Origin of the sequence: Methylophaga sp. UBA2513 (genome assembly GCF_002341285.1) — a bacterium.
Lineage (GTDB): Bacteria > Pseudomonadota > Gammaproteobacteria > Nitrosococcales > Methylophagaceae > Methylophaga > Methylophaga marina.
This window is the reverse complement of the sequence record NZ_DDNT01000019.1, coordinates 103,843-123,902: the sequence shown is the minus strand read 5'-3', so window position 1 is coordinate 123,902 and position 20,060 is coordinate 103,843. Positions and strand designations below refer to the sequence as shown.

At 42.7% G+C, this 20,060-nt stretch carries 20 protein-coding genes; 15 read left to right on the top strand and 5 right to left on the bottom strand.

Annotated elements, in window-relative coordinates; all coding sequences use genetic code 11:
- Window positions 1-29 precede the first annotated feature (29 nt).
- Both B3V56_RS11630 and B3V56_RS11625 read right to left on the bottom strand, forming a co-directional pair.
- Entirely contained in the window at window positions 30-2,153 is a 2,124-nt protein-coding gene (locus B3V56_RS11630; RefSeq protein ID WP_289284319.1) for a methyl-accepting chemotaxis protein, read from the bottom strand.
- Window positions 2,154-2,362: 209 nt separating this feature from the next.
- Entirely contained in the window at window positions 2,363-2,830 is a 468-nt protein-coding gene (locus B3V56_RS11625) for a peroxiredoxin (protein ID WP_286304701.1), read from the bottom strand.
- Between the two features lie 119 nt (window positions 2,831-2,949).
- On the opposite strand from B3V56_RS11625, the gene dapA reads away from it, so the two are divergent.
- From dapA to B3V56_RS11600, 5 genes are all read left to right on the top strand, one after another.
- Window positions 2,950-3,828 carry a 4-hydroxy-tetrahydrodipicolinate synthase gene (gene dapA, locus B3V56_RS11620; protein ID WP_286304700.1) on the top strand — a complete coding sequence of 293 codons (879 nt, stop codon included), beginning with the start codon at window positions 2,950-2,952 and terminating at the stop codon, window positions 3,826-3,828.
- A gap of 24 nt (window positions 3,829-3,852) precedes the next feature.
- Window positions 3,853-4,884, top strand: a complete 1,032-nt coding sequence (bamC, locus tag B3V56_RS11615) for an outer membrane protein assembly factor BamC (RefSeq protein WP_289282695.1) — start codon at window positions 3,853-3,855, stop codon at window positions 4,882-4,884.
- The gene (locus B3V56_RS11610) at window positions 4,884-5,651 is read left to right on the top strand and encodes an MBL fold metallo-hydrolase (protein ID WP_286304698.1); all 768 of its coding nucleotides are present in this window, start codon (window positions 4,884-4,886) and stop codon (window positions 5,649-5,651) included. Before bamC ends, B3V56_RS11610 begins: the two co-directional genes overlap by 1 nt.
- Before the next feature lie 10 nt (window positions 5,652-5,661).
- A complete protein-coding gene (gene purC, locus B3V56_RS11605) occupies window positions 5,662-6,372 on the top strand; it encodes a phosphoribosylaminoimidazolesuccinocarboxamide synthase (protein ID WP_289245314.1) in 711 nt (236 codons plus the stop codon).
- A 151-nt stretch (window positions 6,373-6,523) separates the two neighbouring features.
- A complete protein-coding gene (locus tag B3V56_RS11600) occupies window positions 6,524-7,486 on the top strand; it encodes a GGDEF domain-containing protein (protein WP_289284318.1) in 963 nt (320 codons plus the stop codon).
- Between the two features lies 1 nt (window position 7,487).
- On the opposite strand, the gene pyrC is transcribed toward B3V56_RS11600, so the two are convergent.
- Complete coding sequence (gene pyrC, locus B3V56_RS11595; protein WP_289282699.1) at window positions 7,488-8,537, bottom strand: dihydroorotase; 1,050 nt, start codon at window positions 8,535-8,537, stop codon at window positions 7,488-7,490.
- 165 nt (window positions 8,538-8,702) lie between these two features.
- On the opposite strand from pyrC, the gene B3V56_RS11590 reads away from it, so the two are divergent.
- The 10 genes from B3V56_RS11590 (at window position 8,703) to argF (ending at window position 18,321) form a co-directional block, all read left to right on the top strand.
- The gene (locus B3V56_RS11590) at window positions 8,703-10,445 is read left to right on the top strand and encodes an acetolactate synthase 3 large subunit (RefSeq protein ID WP_289282700.1); all 1,743 of its coding nucleotides are present in this window, start codon (window positions 8,703-8,705) and stop codon (window positions 10,443-10,445) included.
- 2 nt (window positions 10,446-10,447) lie between these two features.
- Window positions 10,448-10,942 (top strand): acetolactate synthase small subunit, encoded by a 495-nt coding sequence (gene ilvN, locus B3V56_RS11585; protein WP_286304693.1) that lies wholly within the window; start codon window positions 10,448-10,450, stop codon window positions 10,940-10,942.
- 48 nt (window positions 10,943-10,990) lie between these two features.
- Window positions 10,991-12,004 (top strand): ketol-acid reductoisomerase, encoded by a 1,014-nt coding sequence (gene ilvC, locus B3V56_RS11580; protein WP_289282739.1) that lies wholly within the window; start codon window positions 10,991-10,993, stop codon window positions 12,002-12,004.
- Window positions 12,005-12,117: 113 nt separating this feature from the next.
- Window positions 12,118-12,867, top strand: coding sequence for a CDP-diacylglycerol--serine O-phosphatidyltransferase (pssA, locus tag B3V56_RS11575; protein ID WP_289245318.1), 750 nt, complete (start codon window positions 12,118-12,120; stop codon window positions 12,865-12,867).
- Between the two features lie 34 nt (window positions 12,868-12,901).
- Window positions 12,902-14,434 (top strand): 2-isopropylmalate synthase, encoded by a 1,533-nt coding sequence (locus tag B3V56_RS11570; RefSeq protein ID WP_286304691.1) that lies wholly within the window; start codon window positions 12,902-12,904, stop codon window positions 14,432-14,434.
- Window positions 14,434-14,895, top strand: coding sequence for a DNA polymerase III subunit psi (locus B3V56_RS11565; protein WP_289282701.1), 462 nt, complete (start codon window positions 14,434-14,436; stop codon window positions 14,893-14,895). The genes B3V56_RS11570 and B3V56_RS11565 overlap by 1 nt, the downstream gene beginning before the upstream one ends.
- An 11-nt stretch (window positions 14,896-14,906) precedes the next feature.
- A complete protein-coding gene (gene rimI / locus B3V56_RS11560; protein WP_289282702.1) occupies window positions 14,907-15,377 on the top strand; it encodes a ribosomal protein S18-alanine N-acetyltransferase in 471 nt (156 codons plus the stop codon).
- Between the two features lie 98 nt (window positions 15,378-15,475).
- Window positions 15,476-16,057 carry a superoxide dismutase [Fe] gene (sodB, locus tag B3V56_RS11555; RefSeq protein WP_289245321.1) on the top strand — a complete coding sequence of 194 codons (582 nt, stop codon included), beginning with the start codon at window positions 15,476-15,478 and terminating at the stop codon, window positions 16,055-16,057.
- Between the two features lie 156 nt (window positions 16,058-16,213).
- On the top strand, window positions 16,214-17,413 hold the full coding sequence (locus tag B3V56_RS11550) for an aspartate aminotransferase family protein (protein ID WP_289282704.1): 1,200 nt from the start codon (window positions 16,214-16,216) through the stop codon (window positions 17,411-17,413).
- Between the two features lie 2 nt (window positions 17,414-17,415).
- Window positions 17,416-18,321, top strand: coding sequence for an ornithine carbamoyltransferase (argF, locus tag B3V56_RS11545; RefSeq protein WP_289282705.1), 906 nt, complete (start codon window positions 17,416-17,418; stop codon window positions 18,319-18,321).
- Between the two features lies 1 nt (window position 18,322).
- Here argF and murU read toward each other — a convergent pair whose 3' ends face one another.
- Together murU and B3V56_RS11535 are read right to left on the bottom strand one after the other, a co-directional pair.
- The gene (gene murU, locus B3V56_RS11540; RefSeq protein ID WP_289282706.1) at window positions 18,323-18,994 is read right to left on the bottom strand and encodes an N-acetylmuramate alpha-1-phosphate uridylyltransferase MurU; all 672 of its coding nucleotides are present in this window, start codon (window positions 18,992-18,994) and stop codon (window positions 18,323-18,325) included.
- Window positions 18,991-19,989 (bottom strand): aminoglycoside phosphotransferase family protein, encoded by a 999-nt coding sequence (locus tag B3V56_RS11535; protein ID WP_289282707.1) that lies wholly within the window; start codon window positions 19,987-19,989, stop codon window positions 18,991-18,993. Before B3V56_RS11535 ends, murU begins: the two co-directional genes overlap by 4 nt.
- Window positions 19,990-20,060: the final 71 nt, after the last annotated feature.

Below are 20,060 nucleotides of genomic sequence, written 5' to 3'. Positions count from 1 at the left end.
GCTTATATTTTTTGGAATTTATCAGGAATTTATCGTGTACTGACGCTGAAAACACCAACGAGCTGACTGAGTTTTTGTGCGGTATTTTTTACCATGACAGAGCGATGCTGTAACGCATCAATGGCCTGTGTCATCAGGCTAGCTGATTGACCGACGTCTCTCGCGGTTACACCGTGTAACTGGCTATTTTGATCCAGTTGCTTGATGGTGGAAAACATTTGCTCAACAAGTTGATGAAGTTGCGTATTTTCTGACGAGGCTTCTTCTGTTTTCTTTAAGCTACGATCGACATTCTCCACACCAGACTCCATGAATTTATACGCATCTAAGGTTTCCGACTGGATGGTTTCAATCATTTGTCGAATTTCATCTGCTGATGTAGCTGTTCTCTGAGCAAGATTTCTCACTTCGTCAGCCACAACTGAAAATCCTCGGCCATGATCACCGGCACGAGCTGCCTCGATAGCAGCATTAAGTGCGAGTAAGTTGGTTTGATTAGTAATTTCAGTGATGACGCCAATGATATTGCCAATTTCTGCTGTCCTACTATGCAGTGATTGTACGGCTTTAGCAGAGGTTTCCACGACATCACGTATTTCTTGTGTACCACTTCGTACGGACTCGTATTGCACTCTGGCTTCATGAACGACTTCATCCATGGCTTTTTTCATGGACTCAGCAGTGGTTGATGCATTCCCAATATCGCGCATTTGCTCTTCTAACAATTGCAGCATTCTTTCTATTGCTGTCGCGACTTCATTAGAAACATGAAGCGCTTCTCGGTTTGTTTCGAGCATGGCTTCATTGGTGTGACTGACATTGGTGCTGGTTATAATGACTTGGCCAACTATACCATCAAGATTATCAATGAAACTATTAATCCAACGTCCCATATCACCGGTCTCATCATTGACAAATGTGGTGTTATCAAGCCTTTGTGCAAGATTACCTTCACCTTCAGCGATGGTTTGAATAACGTGGGTCATTTCATCAAGACGATTGGCGAGTGGGTTGGTTGTCAACTTTTTGTACATAACTGCAATGACACCGATCATGGCTATAGATATGGCATTGACACCAATTACAGGCATTGTGGTGAAGGCGTGTAGTGCCATATTGGTACCTAGCAAAACAAACATTGATGTGACAAAACCTTCCATTAGGCTGACATTGACCGAGCGGCGTCTGTAGACTTCTTCTAAATCACCCTCACACATCATGCCCCAGCGATCTGGCGAACCTCTAAGCTGGAAAGTAACGCCTTTCCCAATGACCGGAATATGACGATAATCAGAATAACCAGGATAGGTAACAAATAAGTTTTCACCGTTACGAATAGTTTCACGGACACCGGGATGAAGTTCGTTGGTAGCCGGATCGGTAAAGCGAATTTCAAATTCAGTGTGGCGTTGGATTTTTACTGTACCGAAGCCTGTATGAATCCCACTTTTCAGGTTTTCCCCATGGGAAAATGTATCATCCTCAAACCGAGAGCGAGATAGGGCAATGCCTTGTTGTAACCCAGATTCGAACTTGGATTCCACCATAAAGATGTAGTTATCGCCAGACTCGGGATAGATGTGACCCGCTTCCCGTTGAATAAGGTCTCCTAATACATCATTAGGAACACGTCCACATACAGCCCCAACGGTTTCCCCATCGGTAATCAATGGATGATAGAACATGAGCGTGACTTCATCATGAAACTTCGAACTTGAAGGACCAATATCTAGCGTTAATTTATCGATGTAAGGTCCATGTAAAAACTGACTGCTAATACCTTGTTTTATTGCCTCAGAAGACAAGTCGGATTTGTTGATATGAGGTGAATAGGTTGATTGAGTGACCGTACCATGGATATCAATCGTGAATATTTCAGAGAAATCAGGCGCTGCATGGAGCCTATCCAGTAATAATGATGAGGGTAATTCTGGATAACATGCTGTCAACTGTTCTGCGAGAAAGGCCATTTGATTCCAATGATTGTCTGCCCATTGGTGGAGAATCTTGACGCGTGTTGCCGCAATTCCCTCAAATGTTTTTTCTACTTTTTGGCAGTTATGTCGATTAAGTCGGCATGACCAGGACATGGCCAGTTTCCCGGTCGGGCCGAACCAAGGTAACCACGTTTTTTCTTTGTGGCTTAGATTCATTGAAGTACTTCGTAATGGACTTATTGTTACCCCTAACAGTGTTATTCATTACTGCCAGAGCAAAAAACAGACCAATACGAATAGTATCTATTTTGGTATACCTACAAAGAGGTAGTAATAATAAAAAGCACGAATTAAGTGCGAACGAGCTATGAAAGCGATCCATTGTGGCGCTGTAGAGATATGGCCAAGTCCTCTGATGGATGAGTTTATAAGTTCGATATGGCGTCTTTAACCTCATCAAGGTGTTGTTTGACCTTTACATTGCGCCACTCTTGCTGAAGTACACCATTTTCATCAATGAGAAATGTACTTCTTACGATGCCCATGTGTTCTTTACCGTAGAGTTTTTTGAGCTTGATGACATCGAATAAGCGGCAAGCTTCCTCTTCAGAGTCTGATAATAAGTCGAATGGAAATGATTGTTTGGTTTTGAAGTTTTCATGCATACGAAGACTGTCGCGTGAAATACCAAAAATGATGGTGTTGTGCTCAGTGAAGAAGTCGATATTATCGCGGAAATTTTGACCCTCGAGTGTACAGCCGGGCGTATTATCTTTCGGATAAAAATAAATTAAGACGCGTTTGCCTTTCATGGCTGAAAGTTGGAAAGTTTTATCGCCTGTGCTTGGCAATGTAAAGTCTGGGACAGCTTCACCTACTTTAACTTGTGTCATCTTAGTCGTCCTGTTTGATTAGATTGAGAAAGAAAAGTACCTTACACAATTCAGTCGGATCTTGTCATCAACAGGCAGGCAAAGTACCATGCCTGTTATTTTTTCGGAGTCATTTAAATATGTTTAGCGGCAGTATGGTAGCTCTTGTCACACCCATGCAGGCAGATGGTGCCTTGGATGTTGACAGCCTGCGAAAGCTGGTCGAGTTTCATATCAGCCAGGGCACAGATGCCATTGTCGCTGTTGGTACGACCGGTGAATCTGCAACCTTGAGCGTAGAAGAACACTGTGACGTGATTCGTCTGGTGGTGGAACAAGTGAATGGGCGTATCCCCGTGATTGCCGGTACTGGTGCCAACTCGACTTCAGAAGCTATTGAACTGACTCAATCAGCAAAAGATCTTGGTGTTGATGCTGTTTTGCTTGTTGCGCCTTATTACAACAAACCGACTCAGCAGGGCATGTATCTCCATTTCAAAGCCATCGCTGAAGCAGTCAATATTCCACAAATCTTATATAACGTGCCAGGTCGCACTGCATCTGATTTGCTACCTGAAACGGTTGGAAGGTTATCAGAGCTTTCCAATATTATTGGCATCAAAGAAGCTACTGGCGATGTTTCTCGTGTTCAGCAAATTAAACAATTATCACGAGAAGGCTTTGCTCTTTACACTGGTGAAGATGCCAACACTGTCGATTTCATATTGGCAGGCGGTCAGGGGGTGATTTCTGTCACCGCAAATGTCGCGCCTAAACTCATGCATGAAATGTGTCAGGCTGCTTTAGCTGGGAATGAGACTTTGGCTCGCGACATTAATTCAAAATTAGTGGCTCTGCATCAATTCTTGTTTGTCGAGTCAAATCCCATACCCGTAAAATGGGCTTTGAACGAAATGAGACTTATTTCTAGTGGCATTCGTTTGCCAATGACGGTATTGTCTGAGAATTATCATCAATCTGTGCGTGATGCATTGAACACTGCCGGTGTTCTCAACTAAATTCAAGTGAGTGAACTGTATTAAATGAACGTAAAATTATTTAAACAAACATCGCTGGTTGTCATGATGACGACTGCTCTAACTGCTTGTGGTGCTTTCTCATCATTAGATGAAGTGGTTCCAGATAACACACAGAAATACCGTAAAGCTGAAACTATGCCACCTCTCGATGTGCCGCCCGATTTAAGCACTAGTCGAATTAAAGATGACATCTCTGGTAAGCAGACAAATACAGCGACATACTCTGAATTTGAAGAAGCGGCAACCAACCCATTAGCTGCAAAATACAACATTACGCCTGAATCCAAACCTGCATTATCAGGTGAAGGTGCAGACCGTCATCTTGTTGTGCCTGGTGACCGTGAAGTGACTTGGCAACGTATCATCGATTTTTGGGCGACTAAAGATTTAGGGATTGCACGTGCTGATGACCGTATTGGTCTGATGGATACCACAGCTGATGCAGATGGTTATGTTTACCGCATCCGAATGGAACGTGGTGATACCTCTAAGATGGCCAATATCTATTTAGGAAGTGCCGACAGTGAACAAGCTAATAACCAGAAAGATGAAGCGATGCTTCGTCAATTAGCTGATTATTTAGGCACGCTGTACCAGCAAGATATGGAGCAATTCAAACTGGCAACCCCAGCGCCACCACCTGAAGAAACAGCTCGTGTATTACTGATGGATGATAGTAATGGTCAGCAAAGTTTATTGATCGAGCAGGGTTTCTCAACCGTTTGGGGGCGTGTAGGACGTGTCCTTGATAGCAAAGGCTTCTCAGTTGAAGATCGTGATCGTAGCAAAGGTCAGTATTTTGTCCGCTACATTGATCCATTCAAGCAAGCCGAAGAAGATGATGAGGGCATGCTGGATAAACTGGCCTTCTGGCGTGATGATGTAGAGAAAAAACCAAACGAATACTACTACATTAAGTTGCTGTCAGATGCTGATCAAACACGTGTAATGGTATTAGACTCAAATGAAGTACGTACTTCTGATGACTCTGCCAAACGTTTGTTAGATCTGATTCAGGAACAACTTGCACCATAATGCGATTTGCTTCCCTTGGAAGTGGTAGTCGAGGTAATGCGACACTGGTAACAGCTGGAAAAACCACAGTCATGATTGACTGTGGTTTTTCTGCTCGTGAAGCTGAGAAACGTTTACGGAAACTGGGCGTCGATCCTTACCAGCTATCTGCTTTATTAGTTACACATGAGCATGCCGATCATATGGCTGGTATACGTGTGATGGCTCGAAAATTTCGTTTGCCTGTCTATACCACACCGGGTACGGCCGGTTGTTTGCCAGTTGATATCGCAGCGCATATTAAGACATTCAATTGCCATGAAACATTCAGCATTAATGATTTAGAAGTTGAACCATTTCCTGTGCCACATGATGCACGAGAGCCTAGCCAGTTTGTTTTTGGTAATGGTCAACACCGCTTAGGTTTGCTGACGGATGTCGGCTCCATCACACCGTTGATTGAGGAAACATTATCTGGCTGTAATGCCTTACTGTTAGAGGCCAATCACGATATGATGATGCTGGAGCAGGGGGAATATCCTGAACATCTTAAGCGGCGTGTTGGTGGCAGACTGGGACATTTAAATAACGTGCAATCCGCCTCATTACTTGAGAAAATTGACACCACAAACTTGCAGCATATTATGGCAATGCATATTTCAGAAAAAAACAATTGTCCATCGCTTGTTGTGCCGTTACTAGCTGACGCACTGGCTTGTGAACATGATTGGATTGGCATTGCAGACCAAGAGGCCGGTTTTGACTGGCGTGAAATAACTAACCGCTAAGAGATAGCTGATGCAAAAGAAACAAGAATTGTATTCTGGTAAAGCCAAAAGTGTTTTTGCTACAGATAATGAAGATTATGTCGTACTGAGCTTTCGTGATGATACGTCTGCATTTGATGGTGAAAAAGTCGAACAGTTAAATCGTAAAGGCATGGTCAATAACAAGTTTAATGCGTTCATCATGCAATATTTGGCTGATAAAGGCATTCCAACTCACTTCGAAGAGCTGTTGAACGATACGGAATCCTTGGTTAAAAACATGCAAATGGTGCCGGTTGAATGTGTGGTACGGAATGTGGCCTCTGGTAGCTTGGTTCGTCGCCTTGGCGTCGAAGATGGACTTGCGCTCAATCCTCCCGTGTTTGAATTTTTTCTTAAGAATGATGCGTTACATGATCCGATGATCAACGAGTATCACATCGAAACATTCGGCTGGGCTAAAGCTGAAGATATAAGCAAAATGAAAGAGTTAACGTTTAAAGTTAATGAACATTTACAGAAGCTATTTGCCGATGCCGGCATGATTTTAGTGGACTATAAACTAGAGTTTGGCTTGTTCAAAGGTCAGATCTTTTTAGGTGATGAGTTTAGTCCAGATGGCTGTCGTCTGTGGGATGCAGAAACACGTAAAAAACTGGATAAAGACCGTTTTAGACAAGGTCTGGGTGGTGTCATTGAAGCCTATGAAGAAGTGGCACAACGTATCGGTGTGACGCTATAGAATAAAGTCATTCAAGGTTCATTTCGTTGTATGCGAAATGAACCTTTTTCCAAATATATATTTCCGATGCATGAACAGCCAAGCTGTTTGTATACACAAGCTTGTGTACTCATTTATGATGTTTCTGTTTCTATAAAAACTGGAGTTTTGAATGAAAACACCAGATTTACCTCAAAATGAACAAGAAAGGTTATCGACATTACAATCGTTGACTATCCTTGATTCGGCTCCCGACGAACGCTTTGATCGTCTCACAAGAATCGCCATTAAGTTATTTGATGTGCCAGTTGCGCTCGTCAGTATTGTTGATAAAAATCGCCAATGGTTTAAGTCCTGCCAGGGATTAGATATTACTGAGACGCCACGTGATCTGTCTTTTTGTGGACACGCGATTTTGGGCGATGGCGCCTTTGTTGTTGAAGATACGCATAAGGATGAACGTTTCATCGACAATCCGCTATTAATTGGTCAAAAGCATATACGCTTTTATGCTGGCTATCCCATTCGTTATCTTGATGGCAGTAAGCTAGGTACGTTGTGTATTAAAGATGTGAGGCCAAGACATTTCAGTGACGAAGATCGAGCACTACTTAAAGACCTAGCAACCATAGTTGAACACGAGATTCAAGCCGTTGAGTTGGCGACCATGGATGAGCTAACAGGCATATTAAACCGTCGAGGTTTTAATATGTCTGCCGCAAAATCTCTGAGTATATGCAGACGTGGTGGACTACCCGTTGCCCTGGCTTTTCTTGATCTGAATGAATTTAAACCCATCAACGATAAGTTTGGTCATGCAGAGGGGGATAAGGCACTACGTCAATTTGCAACGATCTTAGATGATGTTGGCAGAGATTCAGATATCGTCGCGAGAATGGGCGGAGACGAATTTGTTATTCTGCTGGTTGATGCTGATCAAAAAGCGGTTGATGAAGTGATGAAACGTTTTTCAAAGCAAGTTGAAGCATCTAATAAACAGCGCGAACTTGGCTATGACATTACTTTTTCATACGGTGTCGTATTGATGGACTCAGACAAACATCAAGGTATTGAAGATTTACTTTCTGAAGGTGATGTCTTGATGTATAAACGCAAACGCAAGCAAAGCCGTTAGATTAACTAACGACTTTCCAAGCTATCTGATTTCCCGCCCGCATGGGTACCAATGAACTGTCTGCAAAAGGTAATGTTTGAGGAACGTCCCAGCTTTCTTTTACTAACGTTATTTGAGTCTGATTTCTAGGTAAGTGATAGAAATCAGGTCCATTAAAGCTGGCAAACATTTCTAATTTATCTAATGCATTTGCTGCCTCAAATGCTTCTGCATACAACTCAATCGCGGCATGAGCGCTATATATGCCGGCACAACCACAGCTTGATTCCTTACCTGCTCTAGGATGAGGCGCGCTATCCGTGCCTAGAAAGAATTTCTTACTGCCACTGGTCGCTGCTTTAATCAAAGCCTGTTGGTGTGTATTTCTCTTTAATACAGGTAAGCAGTAGTGGTGTGGCCTTATACCTCCCACCAGAAGATCATTTCTATTTAACAGTAAGTGATGAGGGGTGATAGTTGCAGCAATATGGTCAGCAGCGCTAGCAACAAACTCAGCGGCATTGGATGTCGTGATATGCTCAAAGACGATTCTCAGTTCAGGAAAATCTTTTATCAGAGGGATTAATATCTGATCGATAAAAACTTTCTCGCGATCAAATACATCTATCTCGGGCGAAGTGACTTCACCATGCACAAGTAGTGGTATGCCGAGGTTTTGCATCGCCTCTAATGCCTGATAGCAATGACTAAGTTCAGTGACACCCGCATCTGAATTTGTCGTGGCACCTGCTGGATATAATTTGACACCATGAACGATTCCACTCTCGTGAGCACGATAAATTTCATCGGCAGAGGTGTTATCGGTGAGATACAATGTCATTAAAGGTTCAAACTGACTGTGTTCAGGCCTGTTTTCTATTATTCTGGCTCTGTAATCAGCGGCCAATGCAGTCGTCGTTACAGGTGGTTGGAGATTTGGCATGACGATGGCACGGCCAAAGACTCGAGCTGTGTCAGAAACTGTGCGTTTTAGTGCCAGATCATCGCGCAAGTGTAAGTGCCAGTCGTCAGGACGAGTTAATGTAATTTGCTTAGATTTTAATTGTGTCATAGCGTTAAATTATGCCACAGCAAATGCATTAAGGATAAATAGATCTTTTATGGGCAGAAAAGGCGACAGACCTTATTCTTGACCTTATCACGCATTACAAGTAACTTTACACGTTTACAATTTTTTAGCTCACTAAAAAGAACGGCATACATATAAGGGGAACACGTGGAATTAAGTGGTGCCGAGATATTAGTTCAATGTCTCAAAGACGAAGGTGTTGAATACCTTTTCGGGTATCCTGGTGGTGCAGTGCTGCATATCTATGATGCGCTATACAATCAGGAAGATGTCAAACACATTCTGGTTCGACATGAGCAAGCTGCAACGCATGCTGCAGATGGCTATGCTCGTGCCACAGGTAAACCAGGTGTGGTCTTAGTCACATCTGGTCCCGGCGCTACAAATGCCGTCACCGGTATTGCGACGGCCTATATGGATTCTATTCCAATGGTGGTTATCACTGGACAGGTAAGCACTGCAGTTATCGGTAGTGATGCCTTCCAGGAAGTCGATGCGGTTGGCATAACTCGTCCCTGCGTAAAACATAACTTCTTAGTTAAAGATATTAATGATCTTGCGGAAACAGTAAAAAAAGCATTTTATGTCGCTTCTACTGGTCGTCCTGGCCCTGTCGTTGTTGATGTACCTAAAGACATTACTGATCCAGCTGTGAAGGTGCCATATCACTATCCCGATAAAGTGAATATGCGTTCTTATCAGCCAACAGTGAAAGGCCACACAGGTCAGATTAAGCGTGCTGTTGATTTGATGCTATCAGCCAAAAAACCGATGATTTACACTGGTGGTGGTGTAGTCCTAGGTAAAGGTTCAGATGAGTTACGTCAATTTGTTCGTCATCTAGGTTTTCCTATCACTAGTACCTTGATGGGCTTAGGTGCTTATCCTGCCAGCGACAAACAGTTCCTTGGCATGTTGGGTATGCACGGTACTTACGAAGCGAACATGGCGATGCATGATTGCGATGTCTTGATTGCTATCGGTGCACGTTTTGATGACCGGGTGACAGGTAAAATTGCCGAGTTTTGCCCGCATGCTCAAATCATTCATGTCGATATTGATCCGTCTTCAATATCCAAGACAATTACTGTTGATATTCCTATTGTTGGAAGTGTTCCTGATGTATTACAGGAAATGAACCACTTACTCAAAAACAGCAATAAAAAGCCACAGAAAAAAGCGGTGGAAGAGTGGTGGAATATCATTGAAGGTTGGCGTTCGAAGCAATGCATGAGTTATGACCGCAATAGTGACAAAATTAAGCCACAAGCGGTTGTTGAGTTACTTCATGAAATCACGAAAGGCGAAGCTTATGTCACCTCTGATGTAGGCCAACATCAAATGTGGGCTGCTCAGTATTATGGATTTGATGAGCCAAACCGCTGGATTAACTCGGGTGGTCTAGGCACGATGGGATTCGGTTTGCCTGCTGCTATGGGCGTTCAGTTAGCATACCCTGAGAGTACGGTGATTTGTGTGACTGGCGAAGGTAGCATCCAGATGTGTATTCAGGAATTATCTACCTGTCTGCAGTATGGCCTTCCCGTTAAAATTGTTGCACTGAACAATCGTTATTTGGGAATGGTTCGTCAATGGCAGGAGTTTTTCTACGAAAATCGCTATTCGCACTCCTACATGGAGTCGCTGCCTGATTTCGTGAAGTTAACAGAAAGCTATGGTCATGTCGGTATTCGTATCGAGAAACCGGAGGACCTTAGAGCTGAGTTGGAACGTGGTTTTGCGATGAAAGATCGTCTGGTGTTCTTTGATATCGTTACTGACCAAACAGAAAACGTATACCCAATGATTGCTCAAGGTAAGGCGCATAATGATATGCATATGTCACCCTATAGCGCACCTGCACAAGATTCAGAAAGGGAGCTGTCGTAACCATGCGTCATATTATTTCTATCCTGATTGAAAATGAAGCAGGGGCCTTATCTCGTGTGGCAGGGTTGTTTTCTGCGCGTGCATATAACATCGAATCATTAACGGTGGCGCCAACAGAGGATCCATCATTATCCCGTATGACCATTGTCACGACAGGCACTGATCGCATCATCGAGCAGATTGTGAAGCAATTGAATAAATTGATCGATGTGGTAAAACTAATGGATCTGACCGAGGGGCCTCACATTGAACGTGAAATGATGCTGATTAAAGTCAAAGCAGCCACCATGGCTCAGAGAGAAGATGTAAAACGTCTGTGTGATATTTTTCGAGGTCACATTATCGATGTGACTTCATCGACCTATACCATTGAATTGACAGGTGCTGTAAGCAAATTGGATTCTTTTATTGAAGCACTTGCTGAACATAAAATTATTGAAACTGTCCGTTCGGGTGTCACAGGAATTGCTCGCGGCGAGAAAAGCTTGCACCTGTAAACTGAATTTATATTCGTTCAAGAAAATCTAAGGAATTCAATCATGAGTTTGAACATTTATTACGATAAAGATTGTGACTTGTCTATTATCCAAGGCATGAAAGTGACAATCGTTGGTTATGGTTCACAAGGCCATGCCCATGCCTGCAACCTGAAAGACTCAGGTGTGGATGTCACTGTTGCTTTACGTGCTGGCTCTTCATCTATTGCTAAGGCTCAAGCTGCTGGGCTGACTGTTTCTGACAATGTCGGTGAAGCAGTGAAAGGTGCTGATTTGGTGATGATTTTGACACCAGATGAGTTCCAATCTCAATTATACAAACAAGAAATCGAACCTAACCTGAAAAAAAGCGCTGTTTTAGCTTTTGCTCACGGTTTCGCTATTCTTTACAACCAGATTCTGCCGCGTGAAGATCTTGATGTCATCATGATTGCACCAAAAGCACCTGGCCACACTGTACGTAGTGAGTTTGTTAAAGGTGGTGGTATTCCTGACTTAATCGCTGTAGAGCAAGATGCTTCAGGCAAGGCGAAAGATATTGCTCTATCATACGCATCAGGTGTAGGCGGCGGTCGTACTGGCATCATCGAAACAACATTCCGTGATGAGACTGAAACAGACTTATTCGGTGAACAGGCAGTCTTATGTGGTGGCGCTGTTGAGCTTGTCAAAGCAGGTTTTGAAACGCTGACTGAAGCAGGTTATGCACCAGAAATGGCTTACTTCGAATGTCTGCATGAGTTGAAACTCATTGTTGACCTGATGTACGAAGGCGGTATCGCTAATATGAATTATTCGATCTCGAATAATGCTGAATATGGTGAATACGTCACAGGTCCACGTGTCATTAACGAAGAAAGCCGCTGGGCAATGCGTGAAGCATTGAAAAACATCCAGGAAGGTAAATACGCAAAACAATTCATTCAAGAAGGTCAAAGTGGCTATCCTGAAATGACAGCCATGCGTCGTATCAATGCTGAGCACCCAATCGAACAAACAGGTGCAAAATTGCGTTCAATGATGCCTTGGATTCAAAAAATTGTTGATAAGTCTAAAAACTAATCAGCATATTGATTGAAAAAAGACGGGGGCGGTTGTGAAAACAATCGCCCCCGTTTTGTTTGTGTGCCTTAGCTGTCATAATGTAGAACCGAAACAATAGGAGCGTGTTAGTTATGGTTAATAGTGAAAAGCCACAAAATCGTGGTATCTATCTACTACCGAATTTATTCACGACAGCGGGGCTCTTTGCTGGATTTTATGCCATTGTTGCCGGCATTCGTGGTGACTTTGAGACAGCTGCTATTGCTATATTTATTGCGATGATCATGGATGGATTAGATGGTCGTATCGCCAGAATGACCAACACTCAAAGTGCATTTGGCGCAGAATATGACAGTCTAGCCGATATGGTCTCATTTGGTATGGCGCCTGCCTTGGTGATTTTTCAGTGGTCTCTGACTGATATGGGCAAGTTCGGCTGGATGGTTGCGTTCATATATGCAGCCTGTGGTGCATTGCGACTAGCCAGATTTAATACCCAGATAGGTACACAAGATAAACGTTATTTCCAAGGTCTACCAAGTCCTGCTGCGGCCGCCATCATTGCTGGTTGGGTATGGGCAGGCACGAGCAATGATTTCAGTGAGAGCATGATTGCTATTTTCACCATACCAATTACTTTCGGAGCGGCTATACTTATGGTCAGCTCAATGCGCTATCACAGTTTTAAAGAGCTTGATTTACGAAACCGAGTACCTTTTGTTGTAATGCTGGTACTGGTACTTATTTTTGCTCTGGTGGCTATTGACCCACCTACCATTTTGTTTAGCGTATTTTTAATTTACGGTTTATCCGGTCCTGTTTTTACATTGCTTAAACTGCGTCAACATCGTTCTGAGCGTGCGCAGGCTAAAGAAGACTAATAAATAATAATTTAATAATCTGGTTCACACATTTATGACTGACAAGCTAATAATTTTTGATACGACATTACGTGACGGTGAGCAAAGCCCTGGCGCATCGATGACAAAAGATGAGAAAGTCCGCATTGCCAAAGCACTTGAGCGTATGCGTGTAGATGTAATTGAGGCTGGATTTCCTATCGCCAGCACAGGTGACTTTGAAGCTGTACAAGCTGTAGCTAAAGCAGTTAAAGATAGTCGTATTTGTGGTCTGTCCCGAGCATTAGATGCCGATATCGACAGAGCCGGTGAAGCGCTTAAATTAGCTAATGCGTCACGCATTCATACCTTTATTGCAACATCACCTATTCACATGAAAATGAAACTGCGTATGGAACCTGAACAGGTAATAGAAAATGCAGTTCGCGCAGTCAAGCGTGCTCGTCAATATACCGACGACGTCGAGTTTTCTCCTGAAGATGCCGGTCGAAGTGAAACAGACTTTCTGTGCCAAATCCTTGAGGCGGTCATTGATGCTGGGGCATCCACACTAAATATACCCGACACAGTAGGGTACAACTTGCCACATCAATTTGGCTCATTGATTTCAACATTACGTGAACGCATACCAAATGCAGACAAAGCCATCTTCTCCGTGCATTGTCACAATGATCTGGGCTTGGCTGTTGCAAACTCGTTGTCAGCAGTGATGAATGGTGCACGTCAAGTTGAATGCACTATCAATGGTTTGGGTGAACGGGCTGGTAATGCTGCCTTAGAAGAAGTCGTGATGGCAGTCAGAACGCGTCAGGATATGTTCCCATGTGATACTGGTATTGATACGCAGCATATTTTATCGGCATCACGATTAGTGTCGGGTATCACAGGGTTTGTTGTACAACCAAACAAAGCTATCGTTGGCGCCAATGCTTTTGCTCATGAATCAGGCATCCATCAAGACGGTGTTCTGAAAAATCGTGAAACCTATGAAATCATGCGCGCAGAAGATGTCGGTTGGAATACCAATAGAATGGTACTTGGCAAGCACTCTGGACGAAATGCTTTCCGTAGCCGTCTACAAGAACTGGGTATTGAGTTAACCTCCGAAACTGATTTAAACGCCGCATTTACTCGTTTTAAAGAATTAGCGGATAAAAAGCATGAAGTATTTGATGAGGATATTCAGGCACTGGTTAGTGATACCGTTGCGACTGCAGATGAGCGTGTCAGTCTAATTTCATTGAAGGTCTGTAGTGAAACAGGTGAAACCCCATTTGCCACAGTCACATTGTCCGTTGATGGTAGAGAAGTGCAGACACAAATGAGTGGTGGAGGCCCTGTTGATGCTGCTTATAAAGCGATTGAGTCAATTGTGCAAAGTCAAACAGAATTACAGCTCTATTCAGTGAATAGTATCACTACCGGTACTGATGCTCAGGGCGAGGTCAGTGTAAGACTTGAGAAAGGTGGACGGATAGTCAGTGGGCAAGGTGCGGATACGGATATCGTTATTGCATCCGCCAAAGCTTACCTGAACGCTTTGAACAAAATCTTAAGTCCTGTTGATAGAGCGCATCCTCAAGTCTAATGGCACTGTCTGAATATCAATACTCAGTCTTGACTGAAATGGGTATACCCGTTTGGACAAAACGTCAGAGAAAAAGTACTCAGGATATAGCGTCTACTGAGACCATACCTTCAGACACTCTACAGACTCAGGAGCAGAAAATTCCTGATGATGTGCAAGTCGTTCTTGTCGTTGAAGCGACGGCATTAAACGCTGTAGAACGACGTTTATTAACAAGCATTCTAAAATCAGTGGGGCTAGATAACAGACGTCAATACATAATTGCCTCATCAGAAGTCCTGAGATTGAGTCCAGATGAGCTTAATAGCAAAATAATTCTCACAATGATGAAGAGTGAACAGCGTTTGCCTGAAGGTATTGATGCTGTTCAACTTCCATCCTTAGAAGCTATGATAAGGCAGCCTTCATTGAAAGCGGTTGCCTGGCAACAGCTAAAAACTCACGGTAACGCTTTAAATTAACGGACAAGGCTATGGTTTCTCCAAGAGTAATGACGGGTAAGGATTTGCAACTTGTCCATAATATAGAGTGCTCTGCAAATCAGTTTCCGTGGACGCTTAAGAACTTTTCGGATAGTCTTGATGCCGGACATTATGCATGGGTCTATTCTGATACGTATGATGTGGTATTGGGCTACGCCATTTTGCAGTTAGTCCTCGATGAAGCACATCTTCTGAACCTTTGTGTCAGACCAGATATGCAAAGACAAGGATATGGTCGTTTCATTTTAGAACATATCATTGATTTTTCTAAAGCACGATCAGCTTCGATTGTGGTTTTAGAAGTTAGAGAGTCAAATAAAAAAGCACAAAATCTCTATGAGCAGTTAGGTTTTAACGAAATGTCTGTCCGCAGAGGTTATTACCCGGCTGAAAATGGTAGAGAAGATGCAATATTGATGGGGTTGGATTTATCCATGTTATCGATTTTCGGTGATGTGTAAGTAAACTCAAACGGGTAGCACTTGATATCATCTGAGTGCTCTTTTAGAATAATTGACTCAATTACTCGGTTATTTTTCACATATTAGGAGATAAAAATATGGCTTATGAATTGCCACCACTTCCGTATGCTAAGGATGCATTAGAACCAACCATTTCAGCAGAAACGCTTGAATATCACTATGGTAAACATCACCAAACTTATGTGACTAACTTAAATAACTTGGTACCGGGTACTGAATTTGAAGGTAAGTCATTAGAAGAAATTATCACAAAAGCTTCTGGCGGTATCTTCAACAACGCTGCACAAGTTTGGAACCACACTTTTTACTGGAACTGCATGACACCGAATGCGAAAGGCGCACCTGAAGGTGACCTCGCTGCAGCTATCGACAGTACGTTTGGTTCGTTTGATGAGTTCAAAGAAACTTTCAGTAAATCAGCTGCAACAAACTTCGGCTCTGGCTGGACTTGGTTAGTAAAAAATGCTGATGGTAGTATCGCTATTGTTAATACAAGCAATGCCGGTTGCCCATTAACTGATGGTCAAAAACCACTATTGACTGTCGATGTTTGGGAACACGCATATTACATTGATTTCCGCAATGCACGTCCTAAATACCTGGAAGCTTTCTGGGGATTAGTAAACTGGGACTTTGTCGCAGAAAACTTTGCTAACTAATAAGTCGTGATTTAGAGTAAATTTGTTTATTACTCTATAACATTATAAAATACACGATTTTTGATAAATGGCAGTTTCATTTGAAACTGCCATTTTTCGTTTATTGGCCTTAAAAAGCCGTTTTTTTTAATGCCGTCAGGGCAAGGAGTACAAGCCATGACAGAATCGGTCATGCCCACATACGGACGTCTAGACGTCACTTTTAGTGAAGGTAAAGGCGCTTGGTTAACTGATACAGATGGAAAACGCTATCTCGATGCGTTAAGCGGTATTGCTGTATGTAATCTGGGGCATTGCCATCCTGCGGTGACGCGAGCTATTCAGCATCAGGCTGAAACATTAGTGCACACCTCTAATATGTACCATATCGCGTTACAGGAAAAACTGGCTGATAAGTTGACCTCTTTGTCTGGAATGGAGCAGGTGTTTTTTTCTAACTCTGGTGCAGAAGCCAATGAAGCTGCCATAAAAATTGCCCGTAAATATGGCCACAGTAAAGGTATCGATAAGCCTGTAGTAATAGTAATGGATGGCAGTTTCCATGGACGCACCATGGCAACATTGTCGGCTACAGGCAATGCAAAAGTCCAAGTAGGTTTTGATCCACTCGTTCCTGGATTTGTTCGTGTTCCATATAACGATCTTGATGCTTTACGAATGGCAATTGGTCATTGGCCTGAGGCTGTAGCGGTCTTGCTTGAGCCTGTTCAGGGTGAGGGTGGTATCAAAATTCCTGATGCTGAGTATTTGGCAGGTGTGAGAGCCATCTGCACTCAACGCAAACTCTTAATGATGCTGGACGAAGTCCAAACAGGTATCGCGAGAACCGGGAAGTGGTTTGCCTATCAGCATAATGATGGCTTAATACCGGATGTGATGACCTTGGCCAAAGGTCTAGGTAACGGTATGCCAATTGGTGCTTGCCTTGTTGCTGGTAGTGCTGTGGGGATTCTACAGGCTGGTAACCATGGTTCTACGTTTGGCGGTAATCCTCTTGCATGTAGTGCAGCATTGAGTGTTTTAGATACGATTGAACAAGAAGGGGTGTTAGGTCATGTGAATGACCTAGGCAAGCAAATGCTGACGGCTTTCCAAAAACAACTTGTCGGTAAGCCTGGCGTAAAGGACGTACGTGCTCATGGTTTTATGTTAGGTATAGAGTTAACTATGCCTTGTGCTGAATTAGTTAAAAAAGCGTTAGCCGATGGATTATTAATCAATGTCACCGCTGATTCAGTTATTCGTCTACTACCACCACTCATCATTAACTCTGAAGAAGCATCCATGATTGTGGAAAAAGTAAGTAAGTTTGTACTCGATTTTTTATCATCACAACAGGTTGAGAGTGTAGCCTAGCAATGAGACATTTTTTGACATTAAAAGACCTGACTTCAGAAGAGCTACAAGCATTAATCAATCGCGCATCTGAACTCAAAAAAATGCAGCATCAAGGCGAAATTTATCAGCCTTTAAAGAATAAAGTGCTAGCGATGATATTTGAAAAATCATCTACTCGCACACGCGTATCGTTTGAGTCAGCCATGATTCAGTTTGGCGGTGGCTCTATTTTCTTGTCGCCAGATGACACTCAGCTTGGACGAGGTGAACCAGTAGAAGACTCAGCACGCGTGATTTCTTCTATGGTTGATGCGGTGATGATACGTACATTTGAACACGCCAAGCTAGAAACATTTGCAAAGTATTCTTCAGTCCCTGTTATTAATGCGTTGACTGATGATTTCCACCCATGCCAATTACTAGCTGATATGCAAACTTATCAGGAACATCGTGGTTCCATCAAAGGTAAGAAAGTGGTCTGGATTGGGGATGGCAATAATATGTGTCATTCATACATTAACGCTGCACAGCAATTTGGGTTTGAATTACATATAGCAACGCCAGCAGGATACGAGCCTAAGTCTGAAGTTGTGTCTGCTGTTGAAGCGAAAATCGAGTTATTTAACAGTGCTGTTGAGGCTGCTAAAGATGCCGACCTGGTCGTCACTGATGTGTGGGCGAGCATGGGACAAGAGGAAGAGCAACGCAAACGAGAGCAAGCCTTTGCCGATTACCAAGTGAATAACGACATTATGAAAGTAGCTGCAAAAGATGCTTTATTTATGCATTGTTTGCCAGCTCATCGTGGTGAAGAAGTGACCGCTGAAGTGATTGATGGTGATCAAAGTGTTGTCTGGGATGAAGCTGAGAATCGTCTGCATGCACAAAAAGCATTATTAGAATTTTTATGTGCGGATAGAGCTTAGTTTAACTAAGCTCTTTTTCTAAGGCTGTCAGTCGCTCCAGTGTGCCAATATCTGACCACTGCCCTTTATAGAGTTCTCCAGTCATCCTGTTATCTTGTATCACTTTCTCGAAAATAGGCTTAAGTGCTTTACGTTCAACCGGTAAGTGTTTAAATAATCTTGGATGGTAAAGTCCCATTCCACTAAACGTGAACTTTTTATTTCCTGAAAGCATCACACAGCCATTTTCGGCGAGTGCAAAATCGCCATCAGGATTGTGCTCTGGGTTATTGACCATGACTAAATGGCAGTCACAATTTTGCTGAAGTGAATACTTTGCCAAGTTAGAAAAATCATAGTCAGTCCATATATCACCATTGACTACGATAAATGGCTCATCCCCTAATAAAGGTAATGCCTGAGCTATACCGCCTGCAGTTTCTAAACTACCTTCATTTTCCGGTGAATAGGTGATGCGACAACCATAGCATTCACCAGTTCCTAGAGCGGCAGGGAACTGCTTGCCCAGATGAGCATAATTAATCACAATCTCATCAATACCAGCTGCCACTAGATTTTCAATAAGGTATTCAATCAGTCTTTTTTTTCCTGCTTTTACAAGCGGTTTAGGAGTGTGATCTGTTAATGGTCGTAAACGTTCACCGCGACCAGCTGCTAAAATCATTGCTTTCATTTAATTGCCACTATTTCTGGGGTGTTACTCATAAATTCATATAAAGGAGCAAGCGCTTCATATCGTTCACAGACGTCAAAAACATATTGAAGAGTTAATGGTAAGTCATTGAGGTAATTAGCTTTACCATCACGATAGTTTAGGCGGCAAAAGATACCAAGCACCTTAAGGTGACGCTGTAAACCTGTCATATCGAACCAACGTTGCAAGTGATGATTTTCCTCATAATTTAGCAACTTAGCCCTAATGGCCACTGATTTATAATACTCAAGCCATGACTGTTGTTGTTCATACGGCCACTGAATGTAGCAATCTTTTAGTAATGAGACGAGATCATAGCTAATGGGACCAATTACGGCATCTTGAAAGTCTATAATGCCAAGTGACTTATCATTACATACCATCAGATTTCGACTGTGATAATCACGATGCACAAAGCACACTGGCTGTTGTTTAATTTCTTCGATTAAAAAATCGTAGATAATTGATAATGATTCCGGTGCTTTTATGGACAAGTGTCTATCTAAAAACCAAACTGGAAACAGTGACATTTCATCACGTAATTTTTTTTCATCGTATAGCGGTAATCCAGCCGTTGCCTCTTGTGGCCTGGACTGTTGCATTTTAACCAGTTCATCAATCGCTGCACGATAGAGTGTGTCTGAATTCCCGTGTGCTAGTGCTTTCAAAAATGAAACATCACCCAGATCACTCAGCATCAGAAAACCGTTATCTTCATCCTTGTGGAAAATGTGGGGCACTGCAACATCAAACTTTGCAAGAAACTCATCAATATTGATAAAACTACTTATATTTTCATGCTCGGGTGGGGCGTCCATCAGAATATATGTATCGTTAACTGTGTGTAGCCGAAAGTATCGTCTAAAGCTGGCATCACTTGAAGCAACAGTAATGCTGAATGGCTCATCAGGGAATAGTTTTTTTACCCAATCAGTAAGCTGATTAAGTCGGTTATCATCGGTTGTGTTAATCATTTAATGTTTTACTCGAATATATGACACAGTTTTTTTGAGTGAATCAGGTATTGAATTGCACTTTATTTAGC

What these genes read in the sequence shown, in the direction of transcription:
- B3V56_RS11550 (WP_289282704.1), top strand. Translation starts at nt 16,214, where the DNA reads ATGACAGAATCGGTCATGCCCACATACGGACGTCTAGACGTCACTTTT.
- rimI (WP_289282702.1), top strand. Translation starts at nt 14,907, where the DNA reads ATGGTTTCTCCAAGAGTAATGACGGGTAAGGATTTGCAACTTGTCCAT.
- B3V56_RS11535 (WP_289282707.1), bottom strand. Translation starts at nt 19,989, where the DNA reads ATGATTAACACAACCGATGATAACCGACTTAATCAGCTTACTGATTGG.
- B3V56_RS11630 (WP_289284319.1), bottom strand. Translation starts at nt 2,153, where the DNA reads ATGAATCTAAGCCACAAAGAAAAAACGTGGTTACCTTGGTTCGGCCCG.
- B3V56_RS11565 (WP_289282701.1), top strand. Translation starts at nt 14,434, where the DNA reads ATGGCACTGTCTGAATATCAATACTCAGTCTTGACTGAAATGGGTATA.
- dapA (WP_286304700.1), top strand. Translation starts at nt 2,950, where the DNA reads ATGTTTAGCGGCAGTATGGTAGCTCTTGTCACACCCATGCAGGCAGAT.
- B3V56_RS11570 (WP_286304691.1), top strand. Translation starts at nt 12,902, where the DNA reads ATGACTGACAAGCTAATAATTTTTGATACGACATTACGTGACGGTGAG.
- bamC (WP_289282695.1), top strand. Translation starts at nt 3,853, where the DNA reads ATGAACGTAAAATTATTTAAACAAACATCGCTGGTTGTCATGATGACG.
- argF (WP_289282705.1), top strand. Translation starts at nt 17,416, where the DNA reads ATGAGACATTTTTTGACATTAAAAGACCTGACTTCAGAAGAGCTACAA.
- sodB (WP_289245321.1), top strand. Translation starts at nt 15,476, where the DNA reads ATGGCTTATGAATTGCCACCACTTCCGTATGCTAAGGATGCATTAGAA.
- ilvN (WP_286304693.1), top strand. Translation starts at nt 10,448, where the DNA reads ATGCGTCATATTATTTCTATCCTGATTGAAAATGAAGCAGGGGCCTTA.
- B3V56_RS11625 (WP_286304701.1), bottom strand. Translation starts at nt 2,830, where the DNA reads ATGACACAAGTTAAAGTAGGTGAAGCTGTCCCAGACTTTACATTGCCA.
- purC (WP_289245314.1), top strand. Translation starts at nt 5,662, where the DNA reads ATGCAAAAGAAACAAGAATTGTATTCTGGTAAAGCCAAAAGTGTTTTT.
- pyrC (WP_289282699.1), bottom strand. Translation starts at nt 8,537, where the DNA reads ATGACACAATTAAAATCTAAGCAAATTACATTAACTCGTCCTGACGAC.
- B3V56_RS11600 (WP_289284318.1), top strand. Translation starts at nt 6,524, where the DNA reads ATGAAAACACCAGATTTACCTCAAAATGAACAAGAAAGGTTATCGACA.
- pssA (WP_289245318.1), top strand. Translation starts at nt 12,118, where the DNA reads ATGGTTAATAGTGAAAAGCCACAAAATCGTGGTATCTATCTACTACCG.
- B3V56_RS11610 (WP_286304698.1), top strand. Translation starts at nt 4,884, where the DNA reads ATGCGATTTGCTTCCCTTGGAAGTGGTAGTCGAGGTAATGCGACACTG.
- murU (WP_289282706.1), bottom strand. Translation starts at nt 18,994, where the DNA reads ATGAAAGCAATGATTTTAGCAGCTGGTCGCGGTGAACGTTTACGACCA.